Genomic DNA, 15,655 nt, shown 5'->3' with positions numbered 1-15,655 from the left:
TCAATTCACTTCGGGTTCAAAGCTCGATGCGCGTGCCCAGCAGCGCGAGGAACTGCGCGAGCCAGGCCGGATGCGCGGGCCATGCGGGCGCGGTGACGAACGGCGCGTCGGTCACGGCCGCGTCGACCGGGATGTCCGCATATTCGCCGCCCGCGAGCTTCACCTCGGGCGCGCAGGCCGGGTAGGCCGAGATCCGCTTGCCGCGGATCACGTCGGCGGCCGCGAGCAGTTGTGCCGCGTGGCAGATCGCGGCGATCGGCTTGCCGGCTTCGGCGAACTCGCGCACGAGCGAGATCACCCTCGGATCGAGTCGCAGGTATTCGGGGGCACGGCCGCCCGCGATCGCGAGCGCGTCGTAGCGCGATGCGTCGACGTCGTCGAACGCCGCGTTCAGCGTGAACTGGTGGCCCGGCTTCTCGGTGTAGGTCTGGTCGCCTTCGAAATCGTGGATCGCGGTCTTGATCTTGTCGCCCGCGCGCTTGCCCGGGCAGACTGCATCGACGTGGTGGCCGACGGCCTGCAGCGCCTGGAACGGCACCATCGTTTCGTAGTCTTCGGCGAAATCGCCGGTCAGGAACAGGATCTTCTTCGCGGCCATGGCTTTCTCCAGTGGAGCTGCGTTGAGGGCCCGCGCGCGGCAGGCGCGTGCAATGCCCGCCTGGGGCCCCGAGGACGAAAGCGCAGTGTACTCCGGCCGCTTGAAGCGCGCGTGACGGCCGCCCCGCGCGAGCGGCGGGGCGGGGCGCGCGCGGTGCGTCAGAAGAAGGTTTCGACGACTTCCGTCACGCGGAACTGCGGATCGAGCACGAGCACCTGGCGCCACTTGTCGAACGTCAGGCACGGGTGCGAGATGTCGAACGCGACCATGTCGCCGACCTTCACGTCCGCGCCCGGCGGGATCTGCAGGTACGCGTGCTGGTCCATCATCCCGGTGACGGCCCAGCCTTCGGCGGCGGCGACATCGCGCGGTGCGGTGTCCCGGCCCGGGCGGAAGTGGCGTGCCGGCTCCGGCAGCCCCGCGTCGAACGCCGCGTCGCGCTTGCCGAGTGCGACGATCGCGCGATTGGCCTCCGGCACCGACTGCACGTAGGCCCACAGCTGCAGCGCGGGCAGCAGCCCTTCGCCCATCGTGCGTGCGATCGGGTTGCGCGCGAACACGTCGGTCTGCGCCTTCTTGTAGATGCCGACATCGTGCGTCAGGTAGCAGCCCGGACGCAGCACGACTTCCGCGAAGCCGGCGTTGGACGCCTTCGCGAATTCTTCCGCGACCACGTCGTACCACGCCGAACCGGCGCCGGACAGGATCGCCGGCGTACGCGCGAAGCGGCCTGCCTCGGCCAGCTCGCGCGTGAGCGCGACCGCGTCCTGCAGGAACGTGCGGATCTCGCCTTCCTCCTTCAGCACGCCTTCGTAGAGTTCGATGCCGGCCAGCTTCAGCGTGTCCGGATAGCGTGCGATCGCGGCGAGCACGGCCTCGCGCTGCGCGGCATCGCGCACGCCCGCGCGGCCGCCCGGCACGCCGAGCTCGAGCAGCACGTTCAGCGGCTTCTTCAGTGCGCCGAAGAACTGGCCGAGCTGATCGACGCTCTCCGCGGAATCGACGAGACAGAAGAACTCGAAGTCGGGATCGGAAAGCAGCCCGGCGATGATCGTCATGTTCTGGCGGCCGACCAGCTGGTTCGCGAGCAGCACGCGCCGCACGCCGCCGTGATACGCGGCCTGCGTCTGGTGCGCGGTCGCGAGCGTGATGCCCCACGCGCCGGCGTCGAGCTGGCGGCGGAACAGTTGCGGCGCCATCGTCGTCTTGCCGTGCGGCGCAAACTTGACGCCGTACTTCTGGACGAATGCCTGCATCCAGTTCAGGTTGTGTTCGATGCGGTCCTCGTAAAGCACGGCGGCCGGCAGGCTGACGTCTTCGGCAAGTAGGTTCCACTCGAGGCGGCTTGCGTCGCCGAGCGGCACGCTCGCGCTCGGCAGGTTGCCGAGGCCCTTGCCGAAAGGATCGATCGTCGCTTCCTGATAGTTTGTAACTTTCATGTCATCCCGCTCCATCATCACTATGCATTGCACTGAAGTTGACACGCAGATGGTACAGAAAGTAGCATCTGCGCGGTGATGTTATTTAGTAACATCGAGCTTCGCACCCTTTCCCGCCGATGAATACGCCCGCCACCCCGTCCGTTCCGCTCGCGGCCGAGCACCATCCGGTTCCGGCCGCTCCGCCGGTCCTCGACATCGTCGCGCGGATCGCCGAATGCGCGCCCGAGCTGCGCGAAGCCGAGCGCAAGGTCGCCGCGTTCATTCTCGCCGACCTGGCGCGCGCCGCGCATGCGAGCATCGGCGCGCTTGCGCGCGACGCGGAGGTCAGCGTCGCGACGGTCACGCGTTTCGCGAAGGCCGTCGGCTGCCGCGACGTGCGCGAACTGAAGGTGCTGGTCGCGCAGGCGGCGGCCGTCGGCCAGCGCTTTCTGGTGCCGTCCGACGATGGGCCGGCCGACGACACGAGCCCCGCGTCGATGGTCTACGACGAGATCCGCATGGCGCTCGCGCACAATCACCAGCTGCTGCGCAACACGTCGTTCGAGGAAGCGGCCGACCTGCTCGCCCGCGCGAAGATGATCTACGTGTACGGGCAGGGCGGCGGCTCGACCGCGCTCGCCGACGAGCTGCGCTTCCGGCTCGTGCGCTTCGGCCGGCCGGTCGCGAGTTACCAGGACAGCTTGCTGCAGCGGATGGTGGCCGCGACGCTGTCGCGCGACGCGGTCGTCGTCGCGTTGTCGGTGAGCGGGCGCGTGCCCGAGCTGCTCGAGAGCTGCCGGCTCGCGAAGCGCTACGGCGCGAAGCTGATCGCGATCACCGCGCCGGCTTCGCCGCTCGCGAAACTGGCTGACCACCTGATCCCGGTCGTCGCGTTCGAAACCGATTTCATTTACAAGCCGTCGACATCGCGCTACGCGATGATGATGGCGATCGACGTGCTCGTCACCGGAGTCGCGCTGCGGCTCGGCGATGCGGGCCGAGAATCGCTGCGCCGCATCAAGCATGCGCTCGATGCGCATCGCGGCGGCGGAGACCGTCAACCGGTAGGAGACTGACCATGCATTCGCATCCCGAAGCCGCCGATACGCTGATCGTCGGCGCGCAGTTGTACGACGGCACCGGCGCACCGCCCGTCACGCGCGACGTCGCGATTCGCAACGGCGTGATCGCGGCGATCGGCAACCTGTCGAACTGGCTCGCCGAGAATGTCGTCGATGCGAACGGCCGCGCGCTCGCGCCGGGCTTCGTCGACGTGCACACGCACGACGACACGCACGTGATCCGCGCGCCGGAGATGCTGCCGAAGATCTCGCAGGGCGTGACGACCGTGATCGTCGGCAACTGCGGGATCAGCGCGTCGCCGGTGACGCTCGCGGGCGATCCGCCCGACCCGATGAACCTGCTCGGCGAGCGCGCCGCGTTCCAGTACCCGACCTTCGCCGACTACGTCGCGGCCGTGAACGATGCGCGTCCGGCCGTGAATGTCGCGGCGCTCGTCGGCCACACGGCGCTGCGCAACAACCAGATGGACCGCCTCGACCGCGCGGCGACCGACGGCGAAATCGCCGGGATGCGCGCGCAGCTCGAGGAAGCGCTCGCGAACGGCGCGCTCGGCCTGTCGTCGGGCCTCGCCTATGGCTCCGCGTTCGCGGCGCCGGCCGAGGAAGTGATGGCGCTCGCCGAGCCGCTCGCGAATGCCGGCGCGCTGTACACGACGCACATGCGTACCGAATTCGACGCGATCCTCGATGCGATGGAAGAGGCGTACCAGGTCGGCCGCCATGCGCGCGTGCCGGTCGTGATCTCGCACCTGAAGTGCGCGGGCCCGTCGAACTGGGGGCGCAGCAGCGAAGTGCTCGCGTCGCTCGAGGGCGCGCGCCGCTACCAGCCGGTCGGCTGCGACTGCTATCCGTACAGCCGCAGCTCGTCGACGCTCGATCTGAAGCAGGTGACGGGCGACATCGACATCACGATCACGTGGTCGGAGCCGCACCCGGAAGTGGCGGGCAAGCTGCTGAAGGCGATCGCGTCCGACTGGGGCGTGACTGAGCAGGAAGCCGCGCAGCGCATCCGCCCGGCGGGTGCCGTGTACCACAACATGTCCGAGGACGACGTGCGCCGGATCCTGTCGCATCCCGCGACGATGGTCGGCTCCGACGGCCTGCCGAACGACCCGCTGCCGCACCCGCGGCTGTGGGGCGCGTTCCCGCGCGTGCTCGGCCATTACGTGCGCGACACGAACCTGCTGCCGCTCGAGGAGGCGATCCGCAAGATGACGTCGCTGTCCGCGCGCCGCTACGGGATCGCGCGGCGCGGCGAGGTGCATGTGGGCTACCACGCGGACCTCGTGCTGTTCGACCCGGCGCGCGTGATCGATGCCGCGACGTTCGAGAAGCCGCAGCAGCCTGCGCACGGGATCGACGCCGTGTGGGTGAACGGCGTACTGACCTACGAGAACGGCCAGCCGACCGGCGAGCGCGCCGGCGGCTTCGTCGCGCGCGGCGAACGCGTGCCGGCGAGTGCCGACGCCGCGTTCTGAACGCGGTTGTTGTTCCGATCTGCCGCGCGTGCCATCGTCGGTGCGCGCATCCGCAACCGTGCGTTGCATGGGCCGGAGCCGGCGCGGACGCGCCAGCGCCGGTCGACACACAAGGAGTGAAACGATGAAGCGATATGGCGTAGGCGAAGCGAAGGGGACGGGCGGCCAGGTGATGCCGTTTGCACGCGCGGTCGAGGCCGACGGCTGGCTGTACGTGTCGGGCCAGACGCCGATGGTGAACGGCGAGGTCGTCGAAGGCGGCATCGTCACGCAGTCGAAGCAGACGATCGAGAACGTGATCGCGATCCTGAAGGAAGCCGGCTACGGTCTCGAGCACGTCGTGCGCTGCGGCGTGTGGCTCGACGACGCGCGCGATTTCGCGTCGTTCAACAAGGTGTTCATTTCGTACTTCGGCGAGCATCCGCCGGCACGCGCATGCGTGCAGTCGAGCATGGTCATCGACTGCAAGGTCGAGGTCGACTGCATCGCGTACAAGGCGCCTGCGAAGTAACGCCGCAACGGCGAGCTGCTACGCAACGGGCCCGGCGCATTCACGTGCGCCGGGCCCGTTTTGTCATGTGCCGGGCACTGTTCGATCGTTGCTCGGCGCTCCTGCGGCGGCAACCGCCGCAACGCCATCCGCCCGTTCAGGTAATGTGCCGCATGATTGTACTGAGGGGAAATGCATGGAATGGGCTGCGCTGGTGCCGGAGCTGATCTGCTCGGACCTTGCCGGAAGCGTTCGCTTCTATCGTGACGTGCTGGGATTCCGGATTCGCTTCGAACGTCCGGAAGACGGGTTCGCTTATCTTGAGATCGGGCGTGCTCAGCTGATGCTCGAGCAGTACAGCCCGGAGGGCTGGCTGACCGGTCCGCTGGAGCGGCCGTTCGGGCGCGGGATCAATTTTCAGATCGAGGTCGATGCGCTCGATCCCATTCTCGACCGGATCCGCGCCGCGGGCGTGACGCTGTTCGTCGAGCCGCGCACGTCCTGGTATCGGGAGGACGAGATCGAGCATGGCCAGATCGAGATGCTGGTGCAGGATCCCGACGGTTACCTGCTGCGCCTGGTGGAGATCCTGCCTGAGCGGCCGGTGAGCGGGTGACCGCGGGCCGTTGGCGCTCCCACGTGCAATGAAAAACGGCCCGGCCGGTTGAATCCGGTCGGGCCGTTTTGTCTGGTGTGGCGGCCGCACGTCGCCAACTGCGGCGGCCACCCGCCGCCGTCACTGCCGCGCGTTGCGCGCGTTGTCCGGCATCGGCTGGTTGTAGTTGGTACGGAACGGGTTGATGTCGAGCCCGCCGCGGCGCGTATAGCGCGCGTACACCGCGAGCTTCACCGGTTTGCACGCTTGCAGGATGTCGAGGAAGATCCGTTCGACGCACTGCTCGTGAAAGCCCGTGTGATTGCGGAACGAGATGATGTAGCGCAGCAGGCCGGCATGATCGATCTGCGGCCCGACGTAGTGGATCTGCACGCTGCCCCAGTCGGGCTGGCCGGTGACCGGGCAGTTCGAGCGCAGCAGGTCGGACACGAGCGTCTCCTCGACCGGCGCTTCGTCCTCGGCGTCGGCCGCCGACAGCAGCGACGGATCGGGTTCGTACACGTCGGTGTCGAGGTCGAGCCGGTCGAGCGACAGCCCGTCGAGTTCGTCCATCTCGAGCTTGCCGAAATCGTGCGGCGACACGAGCTGCACGGCGACGCTCGCGCCGCACGCGGCCGACACGTCGCGCTTCAGCGTGTCGCGCACCGCGTCGATCGAGTCGAACTTGGTCTGCGCGAACGAGCCGAGATACAGCTTGAACGACTTCGATTCGACGATGGCCGGCGATTCGGCCGGCACGTAGAAGGTCGCAACCGCGATCTGCGGCTTGCCGCGCATGTTGAGCCACGACAGCTCGTACGCGTTCCAGATGTCGGTGCCGAAGAACGGCAGCGCCGACGTGATGCCGAGCTGCTCGCGCGCGCCGGCGCGCGGGATCGGGAACAGCAGCGACGCGTCGTACTGGGCCGCGTAGGCGGTGGCCTTGCCGAGCGGGGAATGTTCGGGATTCATGCGACGCCTTTACGACAGGAAGAGGCGGTAAGCCGGGTTGGCGCTCTCCTCGACATACGGATAGCCGAGTGCCGCGAGGAAGCGCTCGAATTCGGCGCGATCGGCCTGCGGCACCTGCAGGCCAACGAGGATCGAGCTGTAGTCCGCGCCCTGGTTGCGGTAGTGGAACAGGCTGATGTTCCAGTCCGGCGCCATCGACGACAGGAACTTCATCAGCGCGCCCGGCCGCTCCGGGAATTCGAAGCGGAACAGCCGCTCGTCGTGCGCGAGCGGCGAACGGCCGCCCACCATGTAGCGGATGTGTTCCTTCGACAGTTCGTCGTGCGTCAGGTCGACGCTCTTGAAGCCATGCGATTCGAAGTTCGCGGCGATCTCGGCCGATTCGCCGCGGCGCTTGATCTGCACGCCGACGAAGATGTGCGCGGCCTGCGCATCGGCGATCCGGTAGTTGAACTCGGTGACGTTGCGGTCGCCGACGAGCGAGCAGAAGCGCTTGAAGCTGCCGCGCTCCTCGGGGATCGTGACCGCGAACACGGCTTCGCGCGCTTCACCGACTTCCGCGCGCTCGGCGACGAAGCGCATCCGGTCGAAGTTCATGTTCGCGCCGGACGTGACCGCGACGAGCGTCTGGTTCTCGATGCCTTCGCGTTCCGCGTAGAGCTTCGCGCCCGCGACCGCGAGCGCGCCGGACGGCTCGAGCACGCTGCGCGTGTCCTGGAAGACGTCCTTGATCGCCGCGCACAGCGCGTCGGTGTTCACCGTCACCACGCCGTCGAGGTACTCGCTGCAGAGCCGGAAGGTTTCCTCGCCGACCAGCTTCACGGCGGTGCCGTCCGCGAACAGGCCGACCTCGCTCAGCTCGACGCGCTTGCCTGCGTCGAGCGACTGCGCCATCGCGCACGAATCCTCGGCCTGCACACCGATCACCTTGATCTCCGGCCGCACCGCCTTCACGTAGGCCGCGACGCCGGACGCGAGCCCGCCGCCGCCGATCGGCACGAAGATCGCGTGGATCGGGCCCTGGTGCTGGCGCAGGATCTCCATCGCGATCGTGCCCTGGCCGGCGATCACGTACGGATCGTCGAACGGGTGGACGAACGTGAGGCCACGCTCCTCCTGCACCTTGACCGCGTATGCGTACGCGTCGCTGTACGACTCACCGGCCTGGATCACCTCGACGCTCGGGCCGCCGTGCGCGCGCACTGCATCGACCTTCACCTGCGGCGTCGTGACGGGCACGACGATCACGGCCTTGACGCCCATCCGGGCCGCCGAGAACGCGACCCCCTGCGCGTGGTTGCCGGCCGATGCCGTAATCACGCCGCGCGCGAGCGCGTCCGCCGGAATGTGCGCCATCTTGTTGTACGCGCCGCGCAGCTTGAACGAGAACACCGGCTGGTTGTCCTCGCGCTTCAGGTAGACGGCGTTGCGCAGGCGGGCCGACAGGTTGCGGGCGGATTCGAGTTCCGTCTCGATCGCGACGTCGTAGACGCGCGCGGTGAGGATTTTCTTCAGGTAATCGTGGGATGCCATGGGCGCTCGCGTGCAGTGCGGAAGCAGACGGTAAAAGATCAATGATAGCGCCAAGGGTCCGCCCGCATGCAAGCGGCATGCCGAGCGCCCGCTCGCGAGGCCGTGCGGACGGTGCGTCGGCGGACTCGCGCGGCCTCTTTTGCCGGCTTAACCGCATGGTTACCGACCGGACGGACGGCGAATGCTCGCGCGAAATCGCGCCGAGCCAAGCCTGGCGCGGCTCGCGGCGATAGCCCCACGACCTGTCCGACGTGTCACGCGTGGCCCGATCATGGGTTAGAATTCCGTTTTGAATCAAGGATCGGAAGATGCAGAGGCACCCTCGGATCGCACCGTTGAAGCCGACGCCGCGCGCAGCCAGCCCCGCGGCGGAACGGCATGCGCGCCGCGCGCGATCGTGCTGATGATCGAGTGCCGCCAGGCCCTGTCGCCGGCCAGGAGGGGCGAGTCACCGCCCGCTCCGGCCCCATGAAGGACAGCCGCGCGCCTGGTAACAGAACAGATTTCCCCAAGATTGCGCCCACGCGCTTGCCGACGCCCGTGCACGGTGTATCGGCCCTCCGAGTCGTCCGAACATGAACGCACCACAAGTTTTCGATCCGCATGGCGCGGCCGCCGCCGTCGCCGCCGACCCCGCGCCCCGCTTGCGCGAGATTCCCTACAACTACACGTCCTTCTCGGATCGCGAGATCGTGATCCGCCTGCTCGGCGAAGAGGCGTGGTCGGTGCTCGACGAATTGCGTGCCGAGCGCCGCACGGGCCGCTCGGCACGGATGCTGTATGAAGTGCTCGGCGACATCTGGGTCGTACGCCGCAACCCGTACCTGCAGGACGACCTGCTCGACAACCCGAAGCGCCGCGCGCTGCTGATCGAGGCGTTGAACCACCGCCTCACCGAAATCGGCAAGCGCCGCAGCGCGGATCTCACCGCGCACCGCGACGACGCGGGCCGTGAGCGCGCATCGCGCGTCGAGATGCTCGAAACCGCCGCGCAGCGCGCGGTCAACGAGTTCGCCGACGAATTCGAGAAGATGGCCGACCTGCGCCGCCGCGCGACCAAGGCGCTCGGCCGCTGCACGCAGAAGGACAACATCCGTTTCGACGGGCTGTCGCGCGTGTCGCACGTGACCGACGCGACCGACTGGCGTGTCGAATACCCGTTCGTCGTGCTGACCCCCGATACCGAAGCCGAGATCGCCGGCCTCATCAAGGCCTGCTTCGAGCTCGGCCTGACCGTGATCCCGCGCGGCGGCGGCACCGGCTACACGGGCGGCGCGGTGCCGCTCACGCCGTTCTCCGCGGTGATCAATACCGAAAAGCTCGAGCAACTCGGCGCGGTCGAGCTGACCGAAATGCCGGGCGTCGCGCACAAGGTGCCGACGATCTTCTCCGGCGCGGGTGTCGTCACGCGCCGCGTGACGGAAGCGGCGGAAGCGGCCGGCTACGTGTTCGCGGTCGATCCGACCTCGCTCGACGCATCGTGCATCGGCGGCAACGTCGCGATGAACGCCGGCGGCAAGAAGGCCGTGCTGTGGGGCACCGCGCTCGACAACCTGGCCTGGTGGCGGATGGTCGACCCGGACGGCAACTGGCTCGAAGTCACGCGCCACGAGCATAACCAGGGCAAGATCCACGACATCGCGGTCGCGCGTTTCGAGCTGAAGTGGTTCGACGGCGCATACGCGCCGGGCGAGAAGCTGCTGAAGAGCGAGATGCTCGAGATCGAGGGTCGCCGCTTCCGCAAGGAAGGGCTCGGCAAGGACGTGACCGACAAGTTCCTCGCCGGCCTGCCGGGCGTGCAGAAGGAAGGCTGCGACGGGCTCATCACGTCCGCGCGCTGGGTGCTGCACAAGATGCCCGCGCACACGCGCACCGTCTGCCTCGAATTCTTCGGCCAGGCGCGCGAGGCGATCCCGAGCATCGTCGAGATCAAGGACTACCTGTTCGAGACGTCGAAGCAGGGCGGCGCGATCCTCGCGGGCCTCGAGCACCTCGACGAGCGCTACCTGCGCGCGGTCGGCTATGCGACCAAGAGCAAGCGCAATGCATTCCCCAAGATGGTGCTCATCGGCGACATCGTCGGCGACGATGCCGATGCGGTCGCGCACGCGACGTCCGAAGTGATCCGGATGGCGAACGGCAAGAGCGGCGAAGGCTTCGTCGCGATCAGCGCGGAGGCGCGCAAGCGCTTCTGGCTCGACCGCAGCCGCACGGCCGCGATCGCGAAGCACACGAACGCGTTCAAGATCAACGAAGACGTCGTCATCCCGCTGAACCGGATGGGCGAGTACACCGACGGCATCGAGCGGATCAACATCGAGCTGTCGCTGAAGAACAAGCTGCAGCTCGTCGACGCGCTGGAAGCGTTTTTCCGCGCGGGCAACCTGCCGCTCGGCAAGACCGACGACGCGAACGAGATCCCGAGCGCCGAACTGCTCGAAGACCGTGTCCAGCAGGCGCTGGAGTTGCTCAAGCGCGTGCGTGCGCGCTGGGAATTCGTGCGCGACCGGCTCGACCAGCCGCTGCGCGAGGCGCAGCACTACCTCGTGCAGCTCGGTTACGAGGCGCTGGCCGAGAAGTTCGCGGACCGCGCGGACGAACAGCCGGGCGCGAACGTGTTCCACATCACGCAGGACCGCACGGTCCGCATTTCGTGGAAGCAGGAGATCCGCGCGGAGCTGCGCGCGATCTTCAACGGCGGCGCGTTCAAGCAGATCCTCGACGAGGCGCAGGCGATCCACAAGCAGGTGCTGCGCGGCCGCGTGTTCGTCGCACTGCACATGCATGCGGGCGACGGCAACGTCCACACCAACCTGCCGGTCAACTCCGACAACTACGAGATGCTGCAGGACGCCCATGCGGCGGTTGCACGCATCATGAAACTCGCGCGCTCGCTCGACGGCGTGATTTCCGGCGAGCACGGCATCGGCATCACGAAGCTCGAGTTCCTGACCGACGACGAGATCGCCGAATTCCGCGCGTACAAGCAGCGCGTCGACCCGAACGGCCGCTTCAACAAGGGCAAGCTGCTCGAAGGCGCCGATCTGCGCAACGCCTATACGCCGAGCTTCGGGCTGATGGGGTACGAATCGCTGATCATGAAGCAGTCCGACATCGGCGCGATTGCCGATTCGGTGAAGGACTGCCTGCGCTGCGGCAAGTGCAAGCCGGTGTGCGCGACCCACGTGCCGCGCGCGAACCTGCTGTACAGCCCGCGCAACAAGATCCTCGCGACGTCGCTGCTGGTCGAGGCGTTCCTGTACGAAGAGCAGACGCGCCGCGGTGTGTCGATCAAGCACTGGGATGAATTCAACGACGTGGCCGACCACTGCACGGTGTGCCACAAGTGCGCGACGCCTTGCCCGGTGAAGATCGATTTCGGCGACGTCACGATGAACATGCGCAACCTGTTGCGCAAGATGGGCAAGAAGAAATTCAACGCCGGCAATGCGGCGGGCATGTTCTTCCTGAACGCGACCAACCCGCAGACGATCAACATCGCGCGCGGCGTGATGATGGGCGTCGGCTACAAGGTGCAGCGCTTCGCGAACGACATGCTGAAGAAGGTCGTGACGAAGCAGACGCAGCACCCGCCGGCCACGGTCGGCAAGCCGCCCGTCGTCGAGCAGGTGATCCACTTCGTCAACAAGAAGATGCCGGGCAACCTGCCGAAGAAGACGGCGCGCGCGCTGCTCGACATCGAGGACAACAAGGTCGTGCCGATCATCCGCAACCCGAAGTCGACGACCGTCGATTCGGAAGCGGTGTTCTACTTCCCGGGCTGCGGCTCCGAGCGTTTGTTCTCGCAGGTCGGCCTCGCGACGCAGGCGATGCTGTGGGAAGCCGGCGTGCAGACCGTATTGCCGCCGGGCTACCTGTGCTGCGGCTATCCGCAGCGCGGCTCGGGCCAGTACGACAAGGCCGAGAAGATCGTCACCGACAACCGCGTGCTGTTCCACCGGGTCGCGAACACGCTGAACTACCTCGATATCAAGACGGTGGTCGTGTCGTGCGGCACCTGCTACGACCAGCTCGCCGGCTACGAATTCGACAAGATCTTCCCGGGCTGCCGGATCATCGACATCCACGAATTCCTGCTCGAGAAGGGGATGAAGCTCGACGGCGTGTCGGGCACGCGCTACATGTATCACGACCCGTGCCACACGCCGATCAAGACGATGGACCCGGTGAAGCTCGTCAACGAGCTGATGGGCGCGGAGAAGGACGGCTACAAGATCGAGAAGAACGAGCGCTGCTGCGGCGAATCGGGCACGCTCGCGGTCACGCGCCCGGACGTGTCGACGCAGGTCCGCTTCCGCAAGGAAGAGGAGATCCGCAAGGGCGCCGCGAAGCTGCGCAGCATCCCGGTCGTGGCTGGCAACGCGCCGGCGCCGGCCCCCGCGGCCGCGAACGGCCCGGACGTGAAGATCCTGACGAGCTGCCCGTCGTGCCTGCAGGGCCTGTCGCGCTACAGCGAGGATGCGAACCTCGAAGCCGACTACATCGTGGTCGAAATTGCGCGTCAGGTGCTCGGCGAGAACTGGATGGCCGACTATGTCGCACGCGCGAACAATGGCGGGATCGAGCGCGTGCTGGTCTAATGCGGGCATGACGACCGCCCGACCGGGCCAGGAATGAGCGGGCGCCGGCGCAGCAATGCCGGCGCCCGTCCACATGGGAGCGACGATGGAATGCGTGTTTTGCCGTGAAGACGGCGGCGAGCTGCTCTGGCAGGACGATGCGCTGCGCGTCGTCCTCGCGACGGGCGAGCACGAGTATCCGGGCTTCTGCCGGGTGATCTGGGGCGCGCACGTGGCCGAATTCTCCGATCTCGGCGAGCCCGAGCGGGCACATCTGATGCGCGTCGTGTACGCGGTCGAGCGGGCCGTGCGCCGCGTGATGCAGCCGAACAAGGTGAATCTCGCGAGCCTCGGCAACATGGTGCCGCACGTGCACTGGCACGTGATCCCGCGCTTTTCCAACGACGCCCATTTCCCGCAGCCCGTGTGGGCGCCGCGTCAGCGCAGCGTGTCCGAGGCGCTGCTGCGCTTGCGCGCAGCGCAGGCCTCGCTGCTGCACAATGCGGTGCGCGAGGAAATTCAACGCATGACCGATTCGAGGCAGCCATGAGCGGTTTGACTTCCACGACGCCGATTCCGTCCGGCGTCGTCGTGCACGCGGTGTCGCGCGTGCTCGAATTGCAGTACCCGAACGGCGACAGTTTCCGGATTCCGTTCGAGCTGATGCGTGTGTATTCGCCGTCGGCCGAGGTGCGCGGCCACGGGCCCGGCCAGGAGACGCTGCAGACGGGCAAGCGCGAAGTGACGATCACCGCGCTCGAGGGCGTCGGCAACTATGCGTTGCAGCCGACCTTTTCCGACGGCCATTCGACCGGCATCTACTCGTGGGACCTGCTGTACGAGCTGGCCACGCAGCAGGACACGCTGTGGCGCGACTATTTCGACAAACTGAAGGCGGCGGGCGTCGAGCGCGACGCGCCGATGCCGGCGGCGAGCGCGTCGCACGGCCACTGCCACTGAAATTCGACGGCGCCCGCTCGGCGCCGTCTTGCCATTTACTGAGGATCAACGCGATGAGCAAAACCCACTTCGGCTTCGAAAGCGTCGAGGAAAACGAAAAAGCGAAGAAAGTGGCGGGTGTGTTCCATTCGGTCGCGAGCAACTACGATCTGATGAACGACCTGATGTCGGCGGGCATGCACCGCGCGTGGAAGGCGTTCACGATCGCGCAGGCGAACGTGCGCCCCGGCTTCAAGGTGCTCGACATCGCGGCCGGCACCGGCGACCTGACGAAGTCGTTCAAGAAGGCGGCCGGGCCGACGGGCGAGGTCTGGCATACGGACATCAACGAATCGATGCTGCGCGTCGGCCGCGACCGGCTGCTCGACAAGGGCATCGTGACGCCGTCGCTGCTGTGCGACGCGGAGAAAATTCCCTTTCCGGACAACTACTTCGATCTGGTCACGGTCGCGTTCGGGCTGCGCAACATGACGCACAAGGATGCCGCGCTGGCCGAGATGCGCCGCGTGACGAAGCCCGGCGGCCGCGTGATGGTGCTGGAATTCTCGAAAGTCTGGGATCCGCTGAAAAAAGCGTACGATCTGTATTCTTTCAAAGTATTACCGTGGCTTGGCGACAAGTTCGCGAAAGATGCTGAAAGTTACCGGTATCTTGCTGAATCTATCCGGATGCACCCCGATCAGGACACGCTGAAGACGATGATGGAACAAGCGGGCCTCGACGCCGTCAAATATTACAATTTGTCAGGTGGCGTGGTAGCTTTACACATGGGAGCCAAGTACTAAGGGGCTCTTTCCATACATTTGTCTTACATTTGGAGAAGCTGATGTCCGAAACGCGTTCGTTGTTCAACCGTAGCAAGCCGTCGAAGCCCTGGGCTCGACGAGTCGGCACGCTGCTGATGGTCGGCCTGCTCACGGCCGGCACGTTCGCATCGCTCGACGCTGAAGCCAAGCGCATGGGCGGCGGGCGCAGCATCGGCCGCCAGAATTCCACCGTCACGCAGCGCCAGGCCACACCGCCCGCGCAGCAGCCGATGCAGCAGGCTGCGCCGTCGCAGGCGCAGCGTGCGAACCCGGCCGCGCCCGCGCCGGCCGCGCAGCCCAACCGCTCGCGCTGGCTCGGGCCGATCGCCGGCCTCGCGGCCGGTCTCGGCATTGCGGCGCTGCTGTCGCACTTCGGCCTGGGCGGCGCGTTCGCAAGCATGATGGCGAACGTCATCGTGATCGCGCTGCTCGCAATGGTCGGCATCTGGCTGATCCGCAAGTTCATGAATCGCCGTCGTCCGCAGGAGCCGGCCTACTCGGTCGGTGGCTCGGCGTCGTCGTCGGGCGGCTACTCGCAAAGTCCGTCGTTCCAGCAGGGCAGCACCAGCGGCAACTATGCGGGCAGCGGCAGCAGCTACGCGAACGAAGCGCAAGGCGTGTTCGGCGGCGGTGCCGCGGCCGCCGGCACGGCAGCGGCTGCTGCGGCAGCACCGCTCCAGGTGCCCGCCGGCTTCGACACCGAAGCATTCCTGCGCAGCTCGAAGGTTTATTTCGTGCGCCTGCAGGCCGCGTGGGACCAGGGCAACCTGGCCGACATTCGCGAGTTCACGACGCCTGAAATGTTCGCCGAGATCAAGATTGACCTCGATTCGCGCGGCAACGAGTCGAACCAGACCGACGTCGTGCAGCTCGACGCGGAACTGGTCGCGATCGAGGATCGCGGCATCGAGCAGTCGGCGAGCGTGCGCTTCCACGGCCTGATCCGCGAATCGGCGAGTGCGTCGGCCGCGCCGTTCGACGAGGTGTGGAACCTGTCGAAGTCGGGCAGTCAGGGCTGGCTGCTCGCGGGCATCCAGCAGATCAACACGCACTGAGCGTGACCGGCGGCCGCGCCGCCGGACTCCCGGGCAACGGCCGCCGCACTGCGACCGCTTGCCGCCCGGGTGTGCGGTTGGCCGC

Annotated in this window: 13 protein-coding genes; 9 read left to right on the top strand and 4 right to left on the bottom strand. The window is 67.1% G+C overall.

Going from position 1 to position 15,655, the window contains the following annotated elements:
* Positions 1-16 precede the first annotated feature (16 nt).
* Positions 17-598: a DJ-1/PfpI family protein gene (locus tag ACPTTF_RS14930; protein ID WP_166963596.1), complete on the bottom strand. Its 582-nt coding sequence runs from the start codon at positions 596-598 to the stop codon at positions 17-19.
* Positions 599-756: 158 nt separating this feature from the next.
* Positions 757-2,037: an amino acid deaminase gene (locus ACPTTF_RS14925; protein WP_423371595.1), complete on the bottom strand. Its 1,281-nt coding sequence runs from the start codon at positions 2,035-2,037 to the stop codon at positions 757-759.
* 119 nt (positions 2,038-2,156) lie between these two features.
* On the opposite strand from ACPTTF_RS14925, the gene ACPTTF_RS14920 reads away from it, so the two are divergent.
* The 4 genes from ACPTTF_RS14920 to ACPTTF_RS14905 all read left to right on the top strand — a co-directional run bounded on the left by ACPTTF_RS14920 (position 2,157) and on the right by ACPTTF_RS14905 (position 5,685).
* Positions 2,157-3,095, top strand: a complete 939-nt coding sequence (locus ACPTTF_RS14920; protein ID WP_423371594.1) for a MurR/RpiR family transcriptional regulator — start codon at positions 2,157-2,159, stop codon at positions 3,093-3,095.
* A gap of 2 nt (positions 3,096-3,097) precedes the next feature.
* Entirely contained in the window at positions 3,098-4,579 is a 1,482-nt protein-coding gene (locus ACPTTF_RS14915) for an N-acyl-D-amino-acid deacylase family protein (protein WP_423371593.1), read from the top strand.
* 124 nt (positions 4,580-4,703) lie between these two features.
* Positions 4,704-5,090, top strand: a complete 387-nt coding sequence (locus ACPTTF_RS14910; protein ID WP_011353171.1) for a RidA family protein — start codon at positions 4,704-4,706, stop codon at positions 5,088-5,090.
* Positions 5,091-5,265: 175 nt separating this feature from the next.
* Entirely contained in the window at positions 5,266-5,685 is a 420-nt protein-coding gene (locus ACPTTF_RS14905) for a bleomycin resistance protein (protein WP_166963586.1), read from the top strand.
* A 120-nt stretch (positions 5,686-5,805) separates the two neighbouring features.
* Here the strand turns inward: ACPTTF_RS14905 and queF are convergent, their stop codons facing one another.
* Entirely contained in the window at positions 5,806-6,636 is an 831-nt protein-coding gene (gene queF / locus ACPTTF_RS14900) for an NADPH-dependent 7-cyano-7-deazaguanine reductase QueF (protein ID WP_423371592.1), read from the bottom strand.
* 9 nt (positions 6,637-6,645) lie between these two features.
* Entirely contained in the window at positions 6,646-8,169 is a 1,524-nt protein-coding gene (gene ilvA, locus ACPTTF_RS14895; RefSeq protein WP_166963582.1) for a threonine ammonia-lyase, biosynthetic, read from the bottom strand.
* A gap of 575 nt (positions 8,170-8,744) precedes the next feature.
* On the opposite strand from ilvA, the gene ACPTTF_RS14890 reads away from it, so the two are divergent.
* From ACPTTF_RS14890 to ACPTTF_RS14870, 5 genes are all read left to right on the top strand, one after another.
* Positions 8,745-12,770: a DUF3683 domain-containing protein gene (locus ACPTTF_RS14890; protein WP_423371591.1), complete on the top strand. Its 4,026-nt coding sequence runs from the start codon at positions 8,745-8,747 to the stop codon at positions 12,768-12,770.
* Between the two features lie 85 nt (positions 12,771-12,855).
* The gene (locus ACPTTF_RS14885; RefSeq protein ID WP_423371590.1) at positions 12,856-13,299 is read left to right on the top strand and encodes an HIT family protein; all 444 of its coding nucleotides are present in this window, start codon (positions 12,856-12,858) and stop codon (positions 13,297-13,299) included.
* Complete coding sequence (locus ACPTTF_RS14880; RefSeq protein WP_423371589.1) at positions 13,296-13,709, top strand: gamma-butyrobetaine hydroxylase-like domain-containing protein; 414 nt, start codon at positions 13,296-13,298, stop codon at positions 13,707-13,709. Before ACPTTF_RS14885 ends, ACPTTF_RS14880 begins: the two co-directional genes overlap by 4 nt.
* Before the next feature lie 53 nt (positions 13,710-13,762).
* Positions 13,763-14,494 carry a bifunctional demethylmenaquinone methyltransferase/2-methoxy-6-polyprenyl-1,4-benzoquinol methylase UbiE gene (ubiE, locus tag ACPTTF_RS14875; RefSeq protein ID WP_166963656.1) on the top strand — a complete coding sequence of 244 codons (732 nt, stop codon included), beginning with the start codon at positions 13,763-13,765 and terminating at the stop codon, positions 14,492-14,494.
* 41 nt (positions 14,495-14,535) lie between these two features.
* On the top strand, positions 14,536-15,570 hold the full coding sequence (locus tag ACPTTF_RS14870) for a Tim44 domain-containing protein (RefSeq protein WP_423371588.1): 1,035 nt from the start codon (positions 14,536-14,538) through the stop codon (positions 15,568-15,570).
* Positions 15,571-15,655 lie beyond the last annotated feature (85 nt).

This window comes from Burkholderia crassaminum, assembly GCF_964265005.1.
GTDB lineage: Bacteria > Pseudomonadota > Gammaproteobacteria > Burkholderiales > Burkholderiaceae > Burkholderia.
The sequence above is the reverse complement of the archived record's forward strand: the minus strand, read 5'-3'. Positions and strand labels throughout refer to the sequence as shown.